Genomic DNA, 17477 nt, shown 5'->3' on the forward strand with positions numbered 1-17477 from the left:
TCCAAGAATGAAAAAAGCAGCGACCCTGTTTCTTCTAATTATTAGTTTATATTCAATTGCACAGAATAAATCTTTACGAACATTTCCTGATCTTGAAAATAGATTGGATACTCACTTTCCAATCGAAAAATTTAAAGATCAGAACGGTAAAAATTACAGTGCAGATTATTTAAAAGGCAAAATAACATTACTCAATTTTTGGTTCACCACCTGTGAACCATGTCTAAAAGAAATACCGGATCTGGTTAAACTAAAAAAATCTGTAGGGAATAAAATAAATTTCATGGGAATCACTCCAGACACTGAAGAAAAAGTAACCCAGTTTTTATTAAAACATGATTTTGATTTTCAGCAAGTAACCAATGCCGGTCAACAATTAAAGGAGCTATTTGTTGTTCAGCGATATCCCATGACTTTTATTGTAGATAAAAACGGGAATATCAGAGAAATCATGGGTATTATTAGTGAAGAAAAATTTGATTCAATTAAAAAAAGGTTTGATGAATATTAAGGAAAAAGGTTTACAAACATATAAATCTTTACAGTAGCTCCCTTCGACTCCGCTCAGGATGACATTTCTAATACTAGCTGTTTTTATCAGACGGTAAAAAAGAATACACAGTACATACTGAACAGAGTTGAAAGTACTATCATATAAAAAGATTACAAGCTATCAATAAAATCCAGATACATGGAAACACTTTTTTCAACCCATTCCTGAGTGGTGTTGACCTCCATTCCAAAATAGGTAAATATTCCTTTATAATCGGCTTTAATATATTCAAAACTCAACTCATAAGGCCTTGTCAATTCTTCCATCGTATATTTATATTCGCCTGTTGCTGAATAGTCTTCTTCGTTTACTCCAGCACTGACTGCCAACGCTATTTTCTTCCCTCCTACTTTATAACCACTTTTGCTTCCATATGCCCAACCGTACGTAAGGACCTCATCAAGCCATTTTTTCAAAAGTGGCGGACTGCTGAACCAATAAAAAGGAAACTGAAAAATAATTTTATCATAAGATTCTATTAATTCCTGTTCCTTAATCACATCAATTTTTTCATCAGGATATATTTTATATAAATCATGGATCGTATATTTTTCCGGATACTGAGCCAGTGCTTCCATCCATCTTTTATTGATCAGAGAATCATCCATATTTGGATGGGTTACGATAACTAATGTTTTCATTTTTAATTAAATTTCTATTGCAAAAATAATTCATGTAACTTACATTTTGTACATTAGCAACTAAATGTATGGTACTATAAAAAAGGTAAGTAATGGGTAAAATAAAAGAAACATCAACAAATTTCGCCAATAAAAAAGTACTTTCAGATGAGTGTTCGGAAGTATATGCTTCAAATGTCATTGGTGGACAATGGTCACTGGCAATATGCAGCTGGCTAATGAATGGAAAATTAAGATTTGGAGAATTAAGAAAGCTCCTTCCTAATATCACAGAACGCATGCTTACACTGCAGCTTCGAAGACTGGAGGAAAGCAAGATCATTACGCGAACAGTTTTTGCTGAAGTTCCGCCCCGCGTTGAATATGAACTTACATCAATCGGTTATAAGCTGAAGCCTATTATTAAAGGACTGGAACAATGGGGAGAAGAACATAAAGAAATTGTTCGCAAGGCCAATAATTAAAGTACATAGTATCATTTTTATGAACATTTTTTGTACTTTTAATCATAGGACACTTATATCTGAAAACCATTATACCATGAAAAATAAATTTCGTTTATTATTACTGTTTGCAGTAATAAGTCTAAGTACCTCTATTAATGCTCAAAAAATAACTGATGGGCAATCTGTTGATCTTAATGGAATGAGTGTAACTTTTAATATTTTAAATAAAGAAAGTATTGAAGTGGGCGGAAAGCCATTTGATCGTTACAAAGTTTCAGCTACTGTTAAAAATACTTCCGATAAATCATACAATATCAGATTATCCTCTTATCCTCAGGTTACAACCAATATCGGCATTGTAGAATTAGACTGCATCAATGCAACAGGATCAAAGCTTACTTCAAAAAAAATCCAGCTTAAAATGAAAGCTCAGATGATCAATGTGACCTACACCGCTTATGACAGATCCGGAAAGCTGACTAATGGTGTGATTCCTGTAATAGGCAGCTATTATTTTGATGCCGGAGATGCGATAAGTGACAATGCTATTTTCATTGTTCCTCAGGGAGAAAAACCAGAGGTTTCTGTAAGAAGTCTGAAGTAACATTTCATTGTTTAAACGCTAAGATGATGGTTATTAATCATTCCTGCTTAATAAAATAGAACATAAAAAAGCCTCCCTAACTGGGAGGCTTTTACTTTATCCTTTTTGCCACATGGGCTTATGTTTTATTATGATACTGTAAACAGAACAATTTTCTGTATGAGCTCCTTTCAGGTAACCAATACTCATTAAAAATTCGTTTACAATTTCACCGCCAGTAAATTTGAATGTTTTTTTAAATAGCTTCATCCATTCTTCTAAAGTTTTGGGATGGTTATGTTCCAGCCATTTTTCAAAAGAACCAAATTCTTCCTGTAACTGAATAATGGTCTTTGCATTTTCAATCGCGGCATTTACTTTTAATTTATTTCTAATAATTCCAGGATCGCTCAATAGTCTCTCGCGATCCTCTTCCGTGTATGCTGATACTTTTTGAATATTGAAATTATCGTATGCATTTCTAAAACTTTCTTCTTTTTTTAAGATCGTTTCCCAGCTCAGTCCAGCCTGATTGATTTCCATAATCAATCTTCCAAACAATTCATTATCATCATGAATAGGAAATCCGTAATGATTATCATGATAATTCTTATGCAATATTTTTCTGCTTTCCGGCTGCATTCCTTCTATGGCTGAACAATAACTCATTTAAATAAATTTTCTGTTTTAGTTAAAAATTTTTCTAAAGCATCTTTAATATCAATGCCTGTTCTATCTGCTAAGATAATCAACCACCAGATATTTTCTCCTAATTTATGTTCCAATTCTGACGCTGAATCTTTTTTCAGCCACGTTTTTTCATATGACATGATATCTCTTCCAATAAGTCCAGCATCGGTAAGGTAGCCTAATGTATCTTGCTCCAACGTCCATTCACTGCCATTTTGCTTAGTTTCCAACTCGTGGTACTTTTCTCTGATATTCAAAGAACGCTTTATGATTTCATCTAAATTATTCTGGTCCATTATTTTAATTTTTGAGGGATTGCCTGTATTGGTTAGGAGTCTGTCTCGTTTTATTTTTAAAGAGTTTACTGAATGATTGGGGATGTTCAAATCCAAGCTGATAAGCCGTTTCAGAAACTGAAAGTTGTGCTTCTGATAAATACTCTTTCGCTTTTTCAATTAACTTCTCATGGATATGCTGTTGTGCATTTTGCCCTGTATGATGTCGAAGCATATCACTCAGATACCTTGGTGTAAGATTGAGTTGTGAGGCTATATATTCCACTGTCGGTAAACCTTTAATTCCTTTCTCTTTATCAAAATAATCATCCAGTAAATTTTCCATTTTGGATAAAAGATCATTATTCGTCGCTTTTCTGGTAATAAACTGGCGGTTATAAAAGCGATTGCTATAGGTAAGTAACAATTCTATTTGTGAAATAATAACATCCTGACTGAACTGGTCTATTCTTTCATTTAATTCATTCTGAATATTTTCAAAAACATCCAGAATAGCTTTCTTCTCTTTCTCGGAAAGGTAGAGTGCTTCTGAGGTGGCATAGGAAAAGAAACCGTAGTTTTTAATTTTTTTCATTAAAGAATATGGTCTTATAAAATCCGGATGAATATGTAATGACAAGCCACTGTAGCTATTTTCTTCCTGATCCATTATAAGGATCTGACCTGGTGACACAAAAGACATCCCACCCTCTTCAAAGTCATAGTACCCTTGTCCATAACGAATTTTACCGTTAAACTTTGTTTTAAAAGATATTTTATAAAAATCCGATTTTGTCCCCTGCTGGAAAGCTTTTGGGTCAAAGCTTACTTTATCATAATCAATAATAGTAATGAGAGGATGCAGGGGTGCAGATAATCCCATTGCCTCATGCAAAGCTGATAATGAACGGAAATGAACAGGTGAATGATTCGTTTTCATGATACAAAGATAAGATTGGGTTGTGACAACTGTTAGTCAGTAGGAAATTTTTAATAAATGGAAAGTGGAGAATTGAAAATTGAGAGTAATTACCTTAGAATTATTTACTTTTCATCTTTCATGTTTCATCTTCTAATTTCTAGCCTCTAATTTATCAAATACAAAACCGGATTTTATTTTCTGGACATGATTTTCGACTCCAATTGTATTCCGGTCATTATATAAAGCAATAGCATCCTTCCCGGCAACATATCTCAGCTGATCTTTACCATCTGTAGCGGCCTCATAAATAACACTGGCAATATCTTCTGATTTCGAATAATTGGCAATTTGTTCCGGGCTGTAACCTTCCTGTACTTTTTCAGCCAATTGTTGATATGCTTTATGTTGAGCGGCATCTAATGAACGGCCAGCAAAATCAGTCTGAATTCCTCCTGGAGCGACCACTTTTACCTGAACCCCAAACTGAGCCAGTTCATAGCCCATGCTTTCCGAAAAACCATCCACAGCAAATTTGGTGGCACTATAGATAGAACATGTTGGAAATCCCATCAGTCCAAAACTGGAAGTAATATTGATCAACACACCCTCTTTTCTTTCTCTGAAATAAGGAGTGAAAGTTTTCGTAATACGAATCACCCCCATCAGGTTGGTGTCGATCTGTTTTTTGATCTGTTCGTCTGTAAAAGCTTCTAGTGGACCAACTAATCCATAACCTGCATTGTTAACAACGACATGGATTTGAGTTTCGGTAAGAACCCGTGCGATAGTTTCTTCTAACTCTTCTTTATTAGTAACATCCAACTTGATAACAGACACATTTTCCAAAGCTGTAAGTTCAGTCTCGCTTTCAGGATCTCTCATCGTGGCAATAACATTCCATCCGTGACTTTGAAATAGCTTGGCGGTAGCTTTTCCCAAACCTGACGATGCTCCGGTGATAAAAATTGTTTTTTGCATTGTTATAATTTTATACTACAAAGGTCTTCAGAAATTGAAAATTAAAAGTAGCCATATTGAGTATCGTTGTAGCTATTTTGACGAAATATCAGAAATGACTAGTTTAGCAAAAATAATCAGCCACTTATGAAATGGATCTTGCTCCTTCTTTTTACTCTACCTTTTAGCTCTGTTCAAGCTCAAAATATCTATTCTAAAGATTACGGAAACAAAGACAACCCACCTATTATCTTTATCCATGGTGGCCCCAGTGGCAATGCCACATTATTTGAAGCTACTACCGCTGAAGCTTTGGCTAATAAAGGATTTTATGTAATTGTTTATGACAGACGTGGTGAAGGACGTTCTAAAGATGACAATGCAACCATGACTTTTAAAGAAAGTTTCGATGACTTATTGCAGATTTATAAAACCTATAACCTCAAAAAAGCCAACATCCTCGGACATAGTTTCGGGGGGATCATAGCGACTTTATTTACCGATCAATATCCTCAGAAAGTCAGCTCACTGACGCTTGTCGGTGCTTTATTTTCCCAACAGGAAACCTATGATCATATTCTACATCAGGCTAAGGAAAAATTTAAAAACGATCCTTCAAAACTGAAGCAGATTAATGATATTGATAGTTTAAATAAAAACTCTGCCGAATACAGAAAAAGCTGTTATGATATAGCCAGTGAACTTAATTTTTTCACGATGCCCAATCAAACTCCAAAAAGTCAGCAGTTAAGGAATGACTATAACGCCAGCGATTTTTATAAAAATAATTTCCGCAATCCCAGTTCACCACTAAAGTTTTATAAAAATGAAGCTCAAAATAATCTAGACAATAAAGATATGTTGAAAAACATAAAAAAGAAAGGGGTTCCCATTTTTGCAATCTATGGAAAAGATGACGGGATATTCTCCGAGAAACAAATTAACGATCTTATACATATTACAGGAAAAGAAAATTTTAAACTCGTAGATAACTGCTCTCACTACCTGTTTGTTGATCAACAGGATGAATTTTTGAAATTTATTGTTCATCATAGGCATTAAAATTCTCTCATTGCATTTTAATAGACTAGTTTTGTAAAAGATGTCGGGTCTAATAATACATAAGAAGATTTCCAAAGCAATCATAATGATGCTTGTTTTGATGTTTTCATTATCTCCATGCTCTGTTAAAAGAGATTTGCTTGGTATTTTTGACATCGAACATATCAGCTCTTTTAATAAAGTTAAAGTTACTGCGAGTCAGAGTTTCAGCTGTGACAGCGCAACGGAAACCTCATCAAAAAGAATTGTACTTTTAAAAGTAAATTCCAGATCTGGAAAAGATTTTACTTTTCAGTTTAATTCTGTTTTAAACTTTTCTAAAGAGGATAAAACATTCTGCAACCCATATTCCGGAGCAACTTCCGGAAGTAGCCCTCCAAAATATATTCTATTTAAACAATTGAAGTTAAACGTGGTTTAGACTAAGTTCAAAGATCATTTTTTAATTCAATTATTAAGTAAAATATACATTCAATGAAAAACAATACCAATCAGCCTGCTGATATGGCTGGTTTATATACATTATCTATCCGTATGGTTATCGGATGGACTTACTTTTCAGCCTTTTGGCGACGTCTGATTCTTGAAAATAAGCTCGATCCTGATGAAGGAGGATATATTGGAGAAAAATTCAATCACTTTCTTCCAAATGCCTTAGGAATCAAACCGGTCATAGAATATCTGATTACTCATCCCAATGCTTTACATACTTCCATGGTAACCTTTACAATCCTTGAAGCTATTGTCGGACTATTTATTATTTTAGGATCATTCACAAGATTAATGAGCATTGGAATCTTCGGTCTGGCTTTTGGAATTTTATTGGGCTCCGGCTGGCTTGGAACTACCTGCCTTGATGAATGGCAGATTGGTGTATTGGGAATTGCCGGTGGATTCACATTGTTTCTTACTGGTAGTGGACTATATTCACTGGATCATTATTTTTTAAAGAACAAGGTTGGCTTTACCAATAAGAAATGGTTCCGATGGATTGGTTCCGGTAATTTTCCTATTAAAAACCCAAAAATCTTAGTATTGGTTATTTCCCTGTTTATTTTTGGAATGACTCTTTATACCAATCAATATTTTCATGGTGGGGTCTGGGGAAGTTTGCACAATAAATCAGTGAAGCCAGAGATTGAAATCTCCAATCTCAATTTAACCCACTCTGATATAAATTTTGAAATTTATCGAACTGAGGGTGCTGATGTTTATGGTTCATTTCTTATCGGAATTCATATTATGGATAAGAACGGAACTGTCTTAAAAGCATTGGATCATCATGAGCTTTCGAAATTGAAATCAGAAAACATCAAAAATCACTATGTTGCCAAAGTAAAACCAGGCAAACACAGTTTGATCATTCCATTGGGAGCCAAAGCTGACTTACGCCTTAGCATTGAAGATATTCTCCATCAAAAAGATAAGATCTACAGTATAAAACTGATTGATATCAGTGGTATCGAATGGGTATCTAAACTTTAATTACTAATAAAAAAACCTCCGAAGATCTTCGGAGGTTTTTGATTAAATTTAGTGCATGGCTTCACTCAAATCTATTTTTTCTTTACTCTTTCTTTCTTTTACAAATAAGATAAACGGTATACAAATTAAGAAAGCGATTCCTAAATAAAGGAAAACATCCATATAAGATAGTACCGTTGCCTGTTTGGTTACTGAGAGATCAAGCATTTTATAGGCAGCATTTAATGCATTATCAGGAGTCATCCCTTTAGATATAAAACTGGCTTTCAGGGCAGCTAATCTTTGCTGTACCTCAAAACTGTCACTATCGAGATGGGTAATAAGGTTTACCCTGTATTTCTGACTCGCATTAGCGATGAAGGTAGTAATAGCAGCAATCCCAAAAGATCCTCCTAACTGTCTCATCATCCCTGTAAATGCAGCTCCCTGTCCAATTTCCTGACCTTTTAATGTACTTAAGGACAAGGACGTAATGGGTATGAATAAAAGTCCTAATCCAGCTCCCCTCACGATCAACATCCAGAAGAATGCTTCTTTACTGGTATCCGGTGTAAGGATCTTATACCCCCAGAAACTGTAAACAAAGAATATAAATAGTCCCAATGATACCAGAATCTGCTGTTTGGCTCCTTTTGAAAGCAATTTACCAATAATAGGCATCATAAAAGCAGTTGTTAAAGCGGCCGGAATCATTAACGCACCCGACTGTAAAGCCGTCCATCCTAAAATACTCTGGGTATACAACGGTACAATAAACGTAGAACCATATAAACCAAATCCTAATACAAAGGACATAGCGGTTCCGATCCTCAGGTTACTGTTCTTTAAAACCCGTAATTCTACAATAGGATATTTACAGGTAAGTTCCCGCCAAAGGAATAGTATAAATCCTAATACTGCAGATACAGTAAAGGCTACGATCATTCCACTTGCAAACCAATCTTCTTCGTGTCCTCTTTCCAAAATAAACTGTAATGATCCTACCGTAACAGCTAACAGGGCAATTCCCAGCCAGTCGACATCAGACGCTTTTCGTTTCTCAGCAAATTTGGGACTTTTTACAAATTGTAAAGTCATCAAAGTTGCAGCAATACCAATTGGAATATTGATATAGAAAATATATGGCCAGCTAAAATTATCAACAATATATCCTCCCAATGGCGGACCCAAAGTCGGACCAATGATAACTCCTAATCCATATATCGCCTGAGCCATACTTCTTTTTTCAATTGGGTATGATTCTGTAATGATTGTTTGTGAGGTTACCAATAATGCTCCTCCTCCAATACCCTGGCATAATCTAAAAAAGACCAGTTCCCAGATATTGTCAGCATTTCCACATAAAAATGAAAATATGGTGAAAATAACAATAGAAGCAGCAAAATAATTTCTACGTCCGAACTGTTGTGAAAGCCAGCTGGTCATTGGTACGATAATTACGTTACCTATTGCATAAGCCGTAATTACCCAACCTACCTCTGAAAGTGTCGATCCCAGGTTACCCTTCATTTCATTCAAGGCAACGTTCACAATCGTGGAATCCACAATTTCAAGCAGAGCACAAAGAATAGCCGTAATCGTAATGATTACTCTCCGGGCTCCATATTCTACTAATGAATCTTGCATAGTAATTTTGTATGATGTACAATTGTATTCATGTAAAATCTAATAAAGACTGATTTAAAGATTGAGATTTATTATTAAAATAAAGTCAGTTAATCAATGGCTTTAGCCATCATTTAAATCATAAATACATTTTACATGAATACACAATACATATTTTATTTTAACGAAACTTCAGCTTTCACATTCATTCCTGTTCTTAGTTTTTTAGCGATATTCGGATCTAGTTTTACAAAGTCAATTTTTATAGGAAGCCTTTGTACTACTTTTACGAAGTTACCACTTGCATTATCTGGAGGCAGGATAGAGAATGTAGCTCCTGTTGCTGGTGAAAAAGAGCTTACTACACCTTCAAACTCCTGGTCAGGGAAAGCATCAATTTCAATTTTCACTTTTTGTCCTTCCACCATTTTATCAACCTGAGTTTCTTTAAAGTTCGCTACCACCCACTTTTGGTCATTTTTCACGACACTGAATAATTGCGCTCCTGCCTGTAAATATTGTCCAACCTGAATAGGAACTTTTCCAACATATCCATCTTCTGAAGCTAGGATTATAGTGTATGATAAGTTTAATCTTGCATTTTCTACGTCTACCTGTCTTTGTTTAGCGACTGAACCTGCAACGCTTATTTGCTGAGAGCTCGCTTCTGTTTGAGAAGAAGCAATCCCTGTCTGCTGAGCGATCTGATTTCTTTGCTCTACTAAAACCTGTAATTGCTTGTCAGCAGATTGTTTTGCAGCCAAAGCCTGCTCGTATTGCTGTTCCGTAATAGAATGGTCTTTTACCAGATTAGCGTATCTTTTTAAATCTAAAGAAGTTTTCCACACATTTACTTTTGCTGCTTCGATCTGAGCATTCGCTGTTGCAACAGCTGCTTCTGAACTGCCAATATTTTTAGAAGTTGCAGTAGTTGAAGCCTGTGCAGTAGAAATATTACTTTTTGCGGTAGATAATGCTGCTTCAGCTTGTTCTAATGCCATTTTCTGATCTCTGCTATCTAAAATAACCAAAGTATCTCCTTTCTTTACAAACTGGTTATCTTTTACTTTAACCTCTGTTACATATCCTGAAACTTTAGAAATAACAGGACTCATATTGGAAGCAATTTGTGCATCGTCCGTTTCTTCGTGAATCTGCCCGTAAGAATAAGTTCTGTATCCGTAAATTCCACCTCCAATTAATACAACCGCTAAAATGATAGGAAAAACTAAACTTTTCTTCTTTTTTGGTTCTAAGTTCTCGATTTGTTCTGTTTTATTATTTTCCATTGTGGTATTATTCTTTTATTTAATAGTTAAAGTTCCTGTAGTTTGTAATAGTTTTCTGTAGGCTAATGCGGCATCTGCTTTTGCATTAATCACCCCAACATTTGCTGAAATCTGTGCGGCATCTGCATCCAGAAGCTCTGTCATTGTTGCTAAACCGTTATCAAACTTATTTTTAGTAATTCTATAGTTTTCATTCGCCTGAACAGCTGATTTTTCAAAAACAGCAATTCTTTGTTTTGAATAGTCTGTATTTTGATACTCTCTGTTTACATCAAGCTTAATATTATCATTTAAAAGTTCATTGCTTGCTTCCAATTGTTTTTCTCTGGCTTGAGACTGTCTCAATGATGAATTCTTCTTCCAGATATTAGCCAGATTATACTGAATTCCCACTCCAACATTTACCGCATTATAAACTGTTAAAAAATCAGGCGCATCTGCTGCAATATAACCACCTGTCAATGCAATTGTAGGTAAGTTCTCTGCTTTTGCCGCTTTGCTTCCAAGCTGTGCCGCTCTTCTTTGTTGACTTAGAGCCTGTAAATCTTTACGGTTTTGCTGAGCTTCAGTTAAATAATAATCTACAGGTTTAGCATCCTGAGCTTCATCTATATAATTAGGATCAACTTCAATGATTGTCGCTTCCGGAATTCCCAATAGTAAATCCATATTGATGTTGGCAATATTGTAATTATTTTTAGCCTCCAACAACTGTAATTCAATATTTGAAGTCTGAAGATTTGCCTTTAAACGGTCATTTCTTGCGATCAAACCATTATTTTCCATTTTTAGGAACGTTTCGTCCCTTTGGTTTGAGGCAGTAAGGTTTTCCTCTAAAACTTTAATAGATTGGTTTGCTTTAAACAGGTTATTATAAGCCTGTGCAACATTATAAGCAATTGCTATTTTATCGTTTTCAGTGCTTAATTTTGATGCTTCTACAAGGTATTTCGCAGATTCAATTCCATACTTTATTCTTCCTCCTGAATACAAAGGCATTGATAAATTGGCTTGACCTAAAAATACAGACTTCGGAGATGCCATACCTCCACCTCCAGATCCAGATTCATTTAAAAATTTCAAATCTACTTTTGCATTTGTCAAACGCATATACTGCCCCGAAAGTTTAAAATCAGGCAGTTGTTTGTTTTTTGCTTCCAAAAGATCTGCTGTAGCCTCTTCAATCTTAGCCGCATCGATCTTAAGATTCTTGCTGTTTTGGATTCCCAACTGAACAGCTTCATCGAGGCTGAGTTGTTTTTTCTCCTGAGCATTTGTGTTTGCAATTCCTATAAATAGAGAAAGTGCAATAATGGAATTATTTATTTTCTTCATAACCTAAAAGGTCTTTTAGTATATGTTTAATATGTTTATTAAGTTCTGCGTAATATTTTTTATCAAAAACTTCTTCATCTTCCGTGTCATTTAAGAATTCCTTATACATTTCCTTCCCATTAAATGCATAGAACAATGTTCCACTTACCGTTGCATGTAATAAATAAATAGGTGGATTTTTTGTAAAAATTCCTTTTCTCAATCCGCTTTCCAGTATTTGTGAATACGTAGAGATAAAGACCATTTTTGTTTGTTTAAGGAATTCTACAATCTGTGGATTTTCAGCATGTAATTGCTCCCGCTGCATAATTCTGTAAAAACATTTTTGATCTTTTATTTTCGCTGAAAACTTATCTACTATCTTCTCTATTTTCTCCCATTCATTGATGTCAGTTCTTTCCAGAATATCTTTCGAAAAAAACTGGCCTTCATTCATTCTGTATTCAACCAATTTCTCGTACAGTTTTTCTTTTGAACCAAAATAATAGGAAATCATGGAAATATTTACATTCGCTGCCTTAGAAATTTCTCTGGTAGAAGTTCCTTCAAAACCCTTTTCTGCGAAAAGTTTTTCTGCGGCAAATAATATATTTTCTTCTTTTGAAATCATGTCACTATTCATTTTTGAAGCCGCAAATTTACATAAGTTTTTCACAAAATCAAACGATTGATTGATTTTTTAATATGTTTTTAATTTCAGTTAATATAACTAACTGAAAATTAATACACTTTGGCTAATTAAAAATACTAAATTTCCATAAAAGGTTTAAATTTAATTTACAAATACGTGAATTAAATTTAAAATATTTAAACTAAAATCAGCAGGTCCGCTTGTGTCGGAAGAAAAAAAATATTACGCTAAAAGATTAAATAAGATGAAAATTATAAAAATTCATTAGAAAGAAAAATATACTTGGCAAGGAATTAAATATTCAACTCCGGCAAATAGCCGGAGTTGAATATAATTAATGGTATCAGTTTAAGATCAATTGGTTACGATCATCTTTTTTGAATCTATGATCTTACCATTGGCAACAAGATTATAAATATAGGTTCCTGCTGTCAACGTACGTGCAGTAATACTGATTTGTTTTTCACCTTTTTTAATAGGAATAAGTTGCATTTGTCTCCCACTCAGATCATATATTCCTATCGCGGCATTTGTGTCACCTGCATTAAATCTGATCACCGTTTCCTGATTAAACGGATTAGGAGCATTTTGTTCCAGAGAGTAAGATGTGGATGTATTCACCATAGATGGAGAAGTATTTTTATTATCACCCATAGCATTCAGCTTTGCTTCTATTGCATCCATCTTAGCCTTCAGATCTTTAATTTCATTTTTCTGATCTTTTAATTCATTGATTAATAGTGGAATTATTTCAATATAATTAAGTGCATAATTTCCTTTTTCATCTATAGTAACTAAGTTTGGAAATTCCTTTTCAACTTCTTGAGCAATAAGACCAAAATGCAGTTTAGTATCAGCTTTACCTTCACCTTCTTTTTTAGGTTTAAAAGTATAAGAGTATGTATTAAGGTTGAATAGATTACCCGGAATGTCTTTAAGAGGTTTAATATTATCCTTTAATCTTCTGTCGGAAGTTGAAATAAAAGACTGAGCTCTTGCCTCAAATGAAACCTGTAAACGTCCATCTACATAAAGTTCGTTATTTCCATTTCCCAAAACAGTAACCCCTCCGGTTGGAGAACCATTACCCCCATTCAGGAAATTTAAATAAGCCACTCCCCTTATTGAGTTGATGATCGTTCCGTTACCAAAACTCGGACTAGAGTACATGGCAATCCCTGAAGACCTTACATTACCTAAATTATCATTGTACATCATCCTGCTTTCATTTACGGTATTCGATAAAGACTGAAGCCCAAAAACGCCACCATAGCTCAACCAGTTGATTAATACTGGATTTACCGGAGGTATTATATTCGTAACCTGGTTGTAGACTTCTATGATATTAGGAACATTAGTTCCGTTAAACACTCTATATCCATGATTGATCTTTAATGCAGAAATAGTACTTCCTGAATTAATATCCAATCTCGCCGTAGGAGCTGTGTTACCTATTCCTACTGCACCACCAGTTGTAGTTGGTATAGCTGTACCTGTCCACACGTTCTGTGCAGAAACAGAAAAAGTTGCACCTAATACAAATAAAAGGCATAAAGAAGTTGTGATTTTTTTCATAGTATTAATTTTTAGTGATTGGATTTATCCATTTGTCAATAAAGATACTATCATGTCAAACTTTTCACATCCTTAAAAAAAGTAAGTGTGGCAATATTCTTAGTAAGTGTCACTATTTTATAATAAGTGTATAATTCTGACTCGTTTAAAAATAAAAAAGTCCGGTAAGATACCGGACTCTTTATTATGTAAATTGTTTTTGATATTATATACCTTTAACCACTGTGAAACTTCTATGTTGTTTTATGAATATACCTTGAAAGCTTGATCCCAAGGTCGGTCCATATAATTTTAGGATTTCCGTTTCGGGTGAGATGCAGATCAGCAGTGCTTATTTCTTCCAAGATACTTTCAATATTTGCTCCACTGATAAATTTGGAAAAACCTGTCCAATTGAAACCATTTGCATTAATTTTTTTATAAACCAGACTTTCCGATTGGTAATTTTGCAATAGAGCCAGCCTGAATATTTCAGAACAATAGTCTAAAAAGTTTTTTTGTTTCTCCCTATTCCATCCTGCAATTTCCCTTGCCCAAAGAATAATATTTTTAAGAAATTCAGGTTTCTTTTTTACCTGAAAAGCATCTCTCACCCACTGAATGAAAAGCCTTTCAAATTCTTCATTTTTATTCTCTGACTTTAAAAGCTTTATTGCATCATTAAGATTTCCTTGGGCTTCATGGACTATTTCTCTGGATTGATCATCTGAAACGGAAAAACTGTTCTTTAAATATGCTTCAATATCCGTATCATTAATCCGGGGAACTTCCACGATCTGCGTTCTGGAAAGTATGGTAGGTAAGATATCATTAGAACTTTCTGCCGTAAGGAGGATAATGGTTTTTGCAGGTGGTTCTTCTAAAAATTTCAAAAACTTATTGGACGCTGCAATGTTCATTTTATCTGCCCTCCAGACAATTAGAATTTTAGTTCCACCTTCGAAACTCTTAAGAGAGAATTTCTGGTTTTGGTCATCTACTTCATCTGCAGAAATAAAAAGCTGCTTATTCTCTGAATCTAAAAATGCCGTCCAGTCATCATAGCTTGCATAGGGTGATGCAAGGATCATTTCTCTGAAATCCTCAAACTTATTTTTACTTAATGAATTTTTATTATCCGTATAAACAGGGAAACTAAAGTGGAGATCCAGGTGATTTAAATGTTCAACTTTTGAAGCAGCATGTTCATTTTCCCTTTGTAAGATATCTTTTGCATAAGCCAATACAAGTGGGAATGTCCCATATCCCTCTTTTCCGACAAAAAGTTGGGCGTGGCTTACTCTGTTTTCTTTAATACTGTCTTTAAGAAGTTTTTTCAGGCTCTCTTGACCGGCAATGTTCTCCCAATTCATGCTCCAAAGATAAAAAATCTTCTTTCAATTTCCGGAAATTTAATACACCGTATTTGTTAAAAAAATAATCTCCGGATATGATTTTTTAAAACAAAGGATGTAATTATAGTTAGCATCAATAATCAATTTAAAATAATTCATTTAATTAAATTGTATACAATTTAATTTTTAACAATACATTTGCTTAGCAATTAAACAAAAAAATAAATTCAACATTATGAAAGTATTATACAGTACAGTGGCTACAGCAACGGGAGGAAGAAATGGACATGTAAAAAGTGAAAACGGAGTTTTAGATCTTGAAGTAAGGATGCCAAAAGGCCTGGGTGGTGCTAACGAGGATTTTACAAATCCAGAAATGTTATTTGCAGCAGGGTATTCTGCGTGTTTTGACAGTGCTTTGAATTTGGTCATTAAACAAAGCAAAATAAAAACAGGCGAAACAAAGGTTACAGCCAAAGTAAGTCTTGGTCAATTGGAAAATGGTGGTTTTGGTCTTGCCGTAGATCTACATGCCAACATTCCTGAAGTATCTTTGGAAGAAGCACAATCCCTGATTGAAAAAGCACATCAGGTTTGCCCTTATTCCAATGCAACAAGGGGAAATATCGAAGTAAAATTAAGTGTTACAAATACCGAATCCTAAAATTAATCATAAAGCAATAATCTAAATATTAATTAAAAATCAATAATTTAGATAAAACTTTCAGCAACAATAAATAGGATCCAATAATATTAACAAGAAAAAAAATGACACCAGAACTAGACCAACACATCAGGAATGTATTTGAAAAACAAAAGGCATTTTTCAAGACGAACCAAACTAAAGATATTGAATTTAGAAAAGCGCAATTAAGCAAATTCCGTGACGTATTTCTAAGTCACACAGATACTTTATGTGAAGCTCTAGATATTGACTTGGGTAAGAGCAGAAAAGAGGCAGAATATGTAGAAATTCAAATTGTATCAAGCGAACTGGATTATCTGTTAGAGAACATTGATGAATGGGCAAAACCTACTTTTGTAGAATCAAAACCACACCCATCAGGTGGTGAGATCGTGAGCAAAATAATGTATGAACCTTACGGTGTTAATTATATTATCGGTCCTTTCAATTATCCTGTTCAGCTTACTTTCAGCCCTTTGATTGGAGCATTGATCGCCGGAAATACGGCAATTATCAAACCCTCTGAAAATACACCTCACGTGGCTAAAGTAATTGAAGATATTGTAAACGAAGCTTTTGATGAATCATATGTAAAAGTGATCCAGGGAGCAATAGAAGAAAATACTTTATTATTAAGTCTTCCTTTTGATTATATATTCTTTACCGGAAGTCCAAACGTCGGTAAGATTGTAATGAAAGCAGCAGCAGAACAACTGATCCCACTAACTCTGGAATTGGGGGGTAAATCACCAACTATTGTTCATAAGGATGCTGATCTTGATAAAGCTGTGGCTAAGATTTCTTATGGAAAATGGATCAATTGTGGGCAAACCTGTGTAGCACCGGATTATATTTATATCCACGAATCCGTAAAAGATACATTTATCAGCAAGTTTACAGCCTATCTAAAGGCTACCTATCCTGATGGATCTCTGGGAAAAATAGGAAAGATTGTAAATCCAGGACAAATCAAACATTTAGCCAGCTATTTGGAAGCAGCTCCTGACAAAGTAATTTATGGTGGCAGATATAATCTTGATAACCGTCATTTTGAAGCTACACTAATGGATAATGTAACCTGGGATGATCAGGTGATGCAGCAGGAAATCTTTGGCCCGATATTACCCATTATGACATATACAGATATTAATGTTGTTTTGGAAGAGATCAATAGCCGTCCAAAACCTTTAGCGCTTTATGTCTTTTCGGAAAGTCAGGAATTTGCAGATGATGTTTTGAACAGAACAACAAGTGGTGATGCTGAAATCAATAGTGCTATTATTCATGTTGGTTCACATTTTCTACCTTTTGGTGGTGTTGGAACTTCCGGAATGGGAAAATATCATGGGAAATTTAGCTTTTATGCCTTCAGCCATAGCAGATCTGTACTGCAGGTTAAATAAAAAATC

The 17477-nt window shown here is 34.5% G+C and carries 19 protein-coding genes; 8 read left to right on the top strand and 11 right to left on the bottom strand.

Annotation, left to right across the window (positions count from 1 at the left end; translation table 11 throughout):
• Positions 1-7: 7 nt before the first annotated feature.
• Positions 8-511 carry a TlpA family protein disulfide reductase gene (locus tag NG806_RS09330; RefSeq protein ID WP_261512824.1) on the top strand — a complete coding sequence of 168 codons (504 nt, stop codon included), beginning with the start codon at positions 8-10 and terminating at the stop codon, positions 509-511.
• 152 nt (positions 512-663) lie between these two features.
• Here the strand turns inward: NG806_RS09330 and NG806_RS09335 are convergent, their stop codons facing one another.
• Complete coding sequence (locus tag NG806_RS09335) at positions 664-1194, bottom strand: NAD(P)H-dependent oxidoreductase (RefSeq protein WP_261512825.1); 531 nt, start codon at positions 1192-1194, stop codon at positions 664-666.
• 92 nt (positions 1195-1286) lie between these two features.
• Between NG806_RS09335 and NG806_RS09340 the strand changes: the two genes are divergently transcribed.
• On the top strand, positions 1287-1658 hold the full coding sequence (locus NG806_RS09340) for a winged helix-turn-helix transcriptional regulator (RefSeq protein WP_214826814.1): 372 nt from the start codon (positions 1287-1289) through the stop codon (positions 1656-1658).
• A 76-nt stretch (positions 1659-1734) separates the two neighbouring features.
• Positions 1735-2244 carry an LptA/OstA family protein gene (locus tag NG806_RS09345; protein WP_261512827.1) on the top strand — a complete coding sequence of 170 codons (510 nt, stop codon included), beginning with the start codon at positions 1735-1737 and terminating at the stop codon, positions 2242-2244.
• A gap of 96 nt (positions 2245-2340) precedes the next feature.
• On the opposite strand, the gene NG806_RS09350 is transcribed toward NG806_RS09345, so the two are convergent.
• From NG806_RS09350 to NG806_RS09365, 4 genes are all read right to left on the bottom strand, one after another.
• Positions 2341-2892 (bottom strand): DNA-3-methyladenine glycosylase I, encoded by a 552-nt coding sequence (locus tag NG806_RS09350; protein ID WP_214826821.1) that lies wholly within the window; start codon positions 2890-2892, stop codon positions 2341-2343.
• Entirely contained in the window at positions 2889-3209 is a 321-nt protein-coding gene (locus tag NG806_RS09355; protein ID WP_214826824.1) for a nucleoside triphosphate pyrophosphohydrolase family protein, read from the bottom strand. Before NG806_RS09355 ends, NG806_RS09350 begins: the two co-directional genes overlap by 4 nt.
• A gap of 4 nt (positions 3210-3213) precedes the next feature.
• Entirely contained in the window at positions 3214-4128 is a 915-nt protein-coding gene (locus NG806_RS09360) for a helix-turn-helix domain-containing protein (protein WP_214826827.1), read from the bottom strand.
• Positions 4129-4260: 132 nt separating this feature from the next.
• Positions 4261-5088, bottom strand: a complete 828-nt coding sequence (locus NG806_RS09365) for an SDR family oxidoreductase (protein ID WP_214826830.1) — start codon at positions 5086-5088, stop codon at positions 4261-4263.
• 126 nt (positions 5089-5214) lie between these two features.
• Here NG806_RS09365 and NG806_RS09370 point away from each other — a divergent pair, with 126 nt between their 5' ends.
• From NG806_RS09370 to NG806_RS09380, 3 genes are all read left to right on the top strand, one after another.
• On the top strand, positions 5215-6129 hold the full coding sequence (locus NG806_RS09370) for an alpha/beta hydrolase (protein WP_261512829.1): 915 nt from the start codon (positions 5215-5217) through the stop codon (positions 6127-6129).
• Between the two features lie 85 nt (positions 6130-6214).
• Entirely contained in the window at positions 6215-6550 is a 336-nt protein-coding gene (locus NG806_RS09375; protein WP_261512831.1) for a hypothetical protein, read from the top strand.
• 53 nt (positions 6551-6603) lie between these two features.
• Complete coding sequence (locus tag NG806_RS09380; protein ID WP_261512833.1) at positions 6604-7614, top strand: TQO small subunit DoxD; 1011 nt, start codon at positions 6604-6606, stop codon at positions 7612-7614.
• A gap of 48 nt (positions 7615-7662) precedes the next feature.
• Here the strand turns inward: NG806_RS09380 and NG806_RS09385 are convergent, their stop codons facing one another.
• The 6 genes from NG806_RS09385 to NG806_RS09410 form a co-directional block, all read right to left on the bottom strand.
• A complete protein-coding gene (locus NG806_RS09385; RefSeq protein WP_214826840.1) occupies positions 7663-9240 on the bottom strand; it encodes a DHA2 family efflux MFS transporter permease subunit in 1578 nt (525 codons plus the stop codon).
• A gap of 155 nt (positions 9241-9395) precedes the next feature.
• A complete protein-coding gene (locus NG806_RS09390; protein WP_214826842.1) occupies positions 9396-10508 on the bottom strand; it encodes an HlyD family secretion protein in 1113 nt (370 codons plus the stop codon).
• A 15-nt stretch (positions 10509-10523) separates the two neighbouring features.
• Entirely contained in the window at positions 10524-11843 is a 1320-nt protein-coding gene (locus NG806_RS09395) for a TolC family protein (protein ID WP_214826844.1), read from the bottom strand.
• On the bottom strand, positions 11827-12453 hold the full coding sequence (locus tag NG806_RS09400; RefSeq protein WP_214826846.1) for a TetR/AcrR family transcriptional regulator: 627 nt from the start codon (positions 12451-12453) through the stop codon (positions 11827-11829). The genes NG806_RS09395 and NG806_RS09400 overlap by 17 nt, the downstream gene beginning before the upstream one ends.
• A gap of 375 nt (positions 12454-12828) precedes the next feature.
• A complete protein-coding gene (locus NG806_RS09405; protein WP_261512836.1) occupies positions 12829-14049 on the bottom strand; it encodes a tail fiber domain-containing protein in 1221 nt (406 codons plus the stop codon).
• Between the two features lie 233 nt (positions 14050-14282).
• Complete coding sequence (locus NG806_RS09410) at positions 14283-15401, bottom strand: DNA polymerase III subunit (protein ID WP_261512837.1); 1119 nt, start codon at positions 15399-15401, stop codon at positions 14283-14285.
• Between the two features lie 217 nt (positions 15402-15618).
• On the opposite strand from NG806_RS09410, the gene NG806_RS09415 reads away from it, so the two are divergent.
• Positions 15619-16047, top strand: coding sequence for an organic hydroperoxide resistance protein (locus tag NG806_RS09415; RefSeq protein WP_261512839.1), 429 nt, complete (start codon positions 15619-15621; stop codon positions 16045-16047).
• A 104-nt stretch (positions 16048-16151) separates the two neighbouring features.
• Positions 16152-17471 carry an NAD(P)-dependent benzaldehyde dehydrogenase MdlD gene (gene mdlD / locus NG806_RS09420; protein WP_261512840.1) on the top strand — a complete coding sequence of 440 codons (1320 nt, stop codon included), beginning with the start codon at positions 16152-16154 and terminating at the stop codon, positions 17469-17471.
• The last annotated feature ends 6 nt before the right edge of the window (positions 17472-17477 follow it).

Source organism: Chryseobacterium paludis, from assembly GCF_025403485.1.
GTDB classification, from domain to species: domain Bacteria; phylum Bacteroidota; class Bacteroidia; order Flavobacteriales; family Weeksellaceae; genus Chryseobacterium; species Chryseobacterium paludis.

Bases quoted from the DNA above. Each gene is read 5' to 3' on its own strand.
- NG806_RS09345 (WP_261512827.1), top strand. From the start codon at position 1,735: ATGAAAAATAAATTTCGTTTATTATTACTGTTTGCAGTAATAAGTCTA.
- NG806_RS09395 (WP_214826844.1), bottom strand. From the start codon at position 11,843: ATGAAGAAAATAAATAATTCCATTATTGCACTTTCTCTATTTATAGGA.
- NG806_RS09355 (WP_214826824.1), bottom strand. From the start codon at position 3,209: ATGGACCAGAATAATTTAGATGAAATCATAAAGCGTTCTTTGAATATC.
- NG806_RS09350 (WP_214826821.1), bottom strand. From the start codon at position 2,892: ATGAGTTATTGTTCAGCCATAGAAGGAATGCAGCCGGAAAGCAGAAAA.
- NG806_RS09360 (WP_214826827.1), bottom strand. From the start codon at position 4,128: ATGAAAACGAATCATTCACCTGTTCATTTCCGTTCATTATCAGCTTTG.
- NG806_RS09390 (WP_214826842.1), bottom strand. From the start codon at position 10,508: ATGGAAAATAATAAAACAGAACAAATCGAGAACTTAGAACCAAAAAAG.
- NG806_RS09385 (WP_214826840.1), bottom strand. From the start codon at position 9,240: ATGCAAGATTCATTAGTAGAATATGGAGCCCGGAGAGTAATCATTACG.
- NG806_RS09375 (WP_261512831.1), top strand. From the start codon at position 6,215: ATGATGCTTGTTTTGATGTTTTCATTATCTCCATGCTCTGTTAAAAGA.
- NG806_RS09330 (WP_261512824.1), top strand. From the start codon at position 8: ATGAAAAAAGCAGCGACCCTGTTTCTTCTAATTATTAGTTTATATTCA.
- NG806_RS09400 (WP_214826846.1), bottom strand. From the start codon at position 12,453: ATGATTTCAAAAGAAGAAAATATATTATTTGCCGCAGAAAAACTTTTC.
- NG806_RS09370 (WP_261512829.1), top strand. From the start codon at position 5,215: ATGAAATGGATCTTGCTCCTTCTTTTTACTCTACCTTTTAGCTCTGTT.
- NG806_RS09365 (WP_214826830.1), bottom strand. From the start codon at position 5,088: ATGCAAAAAACAATTTTTATCACCGGAGCATCGTCAGGTTTGGGAAAA.
- NG806_RS09380 (WP_261512833.1), top strand. From the start codon at position 6,604: ATGAAAAACAATACCAATCAGCCTGCTGATATGGCTGGTTTATATACA.
- NG806_RS09340 (WP_214826814.1), top strand. From the start codon at position 1,287: ATGGGTAAAATAAAAGAAACATCAACAAATTTCGCCAATAAAAAAGTA.
- NG806_RS09405 (WP_261512836.1), bottom strand. From the start codon at position 14,049: ATGAAAAAAATCACAACTTCTTTATGCCTTTTATTTGTATTAGGTGCA.
- NG806_RS09335 (WP_261512825.1), bottom strand. From the start codon at position 1,194: ATGAAAACATTAGTTATCGTAACCCATCCAAATATGGATGATTCTCTG.
- NG806_RS09410 (WP_261512837.1), bottom strand. From the start codon at position 15,401: ATGAATTGGGAGAACATTGCCGGTCAAGAGAGCCTGAAAAAACTTCTT.
- NG806_RS09415 (WP_261512839.1), top strand. From the start codon at position 15,619: ATGAAAGTATTATACAGTACAGTGGCTACAGCAACGGGAGGAAGAAAT.
- mdlD (WP_261512840.1), top strand. From the start codon at position 16,152: ATGACACCAGAACTAGACCAACACATCAGGAATGTATTTGAAAAACAA.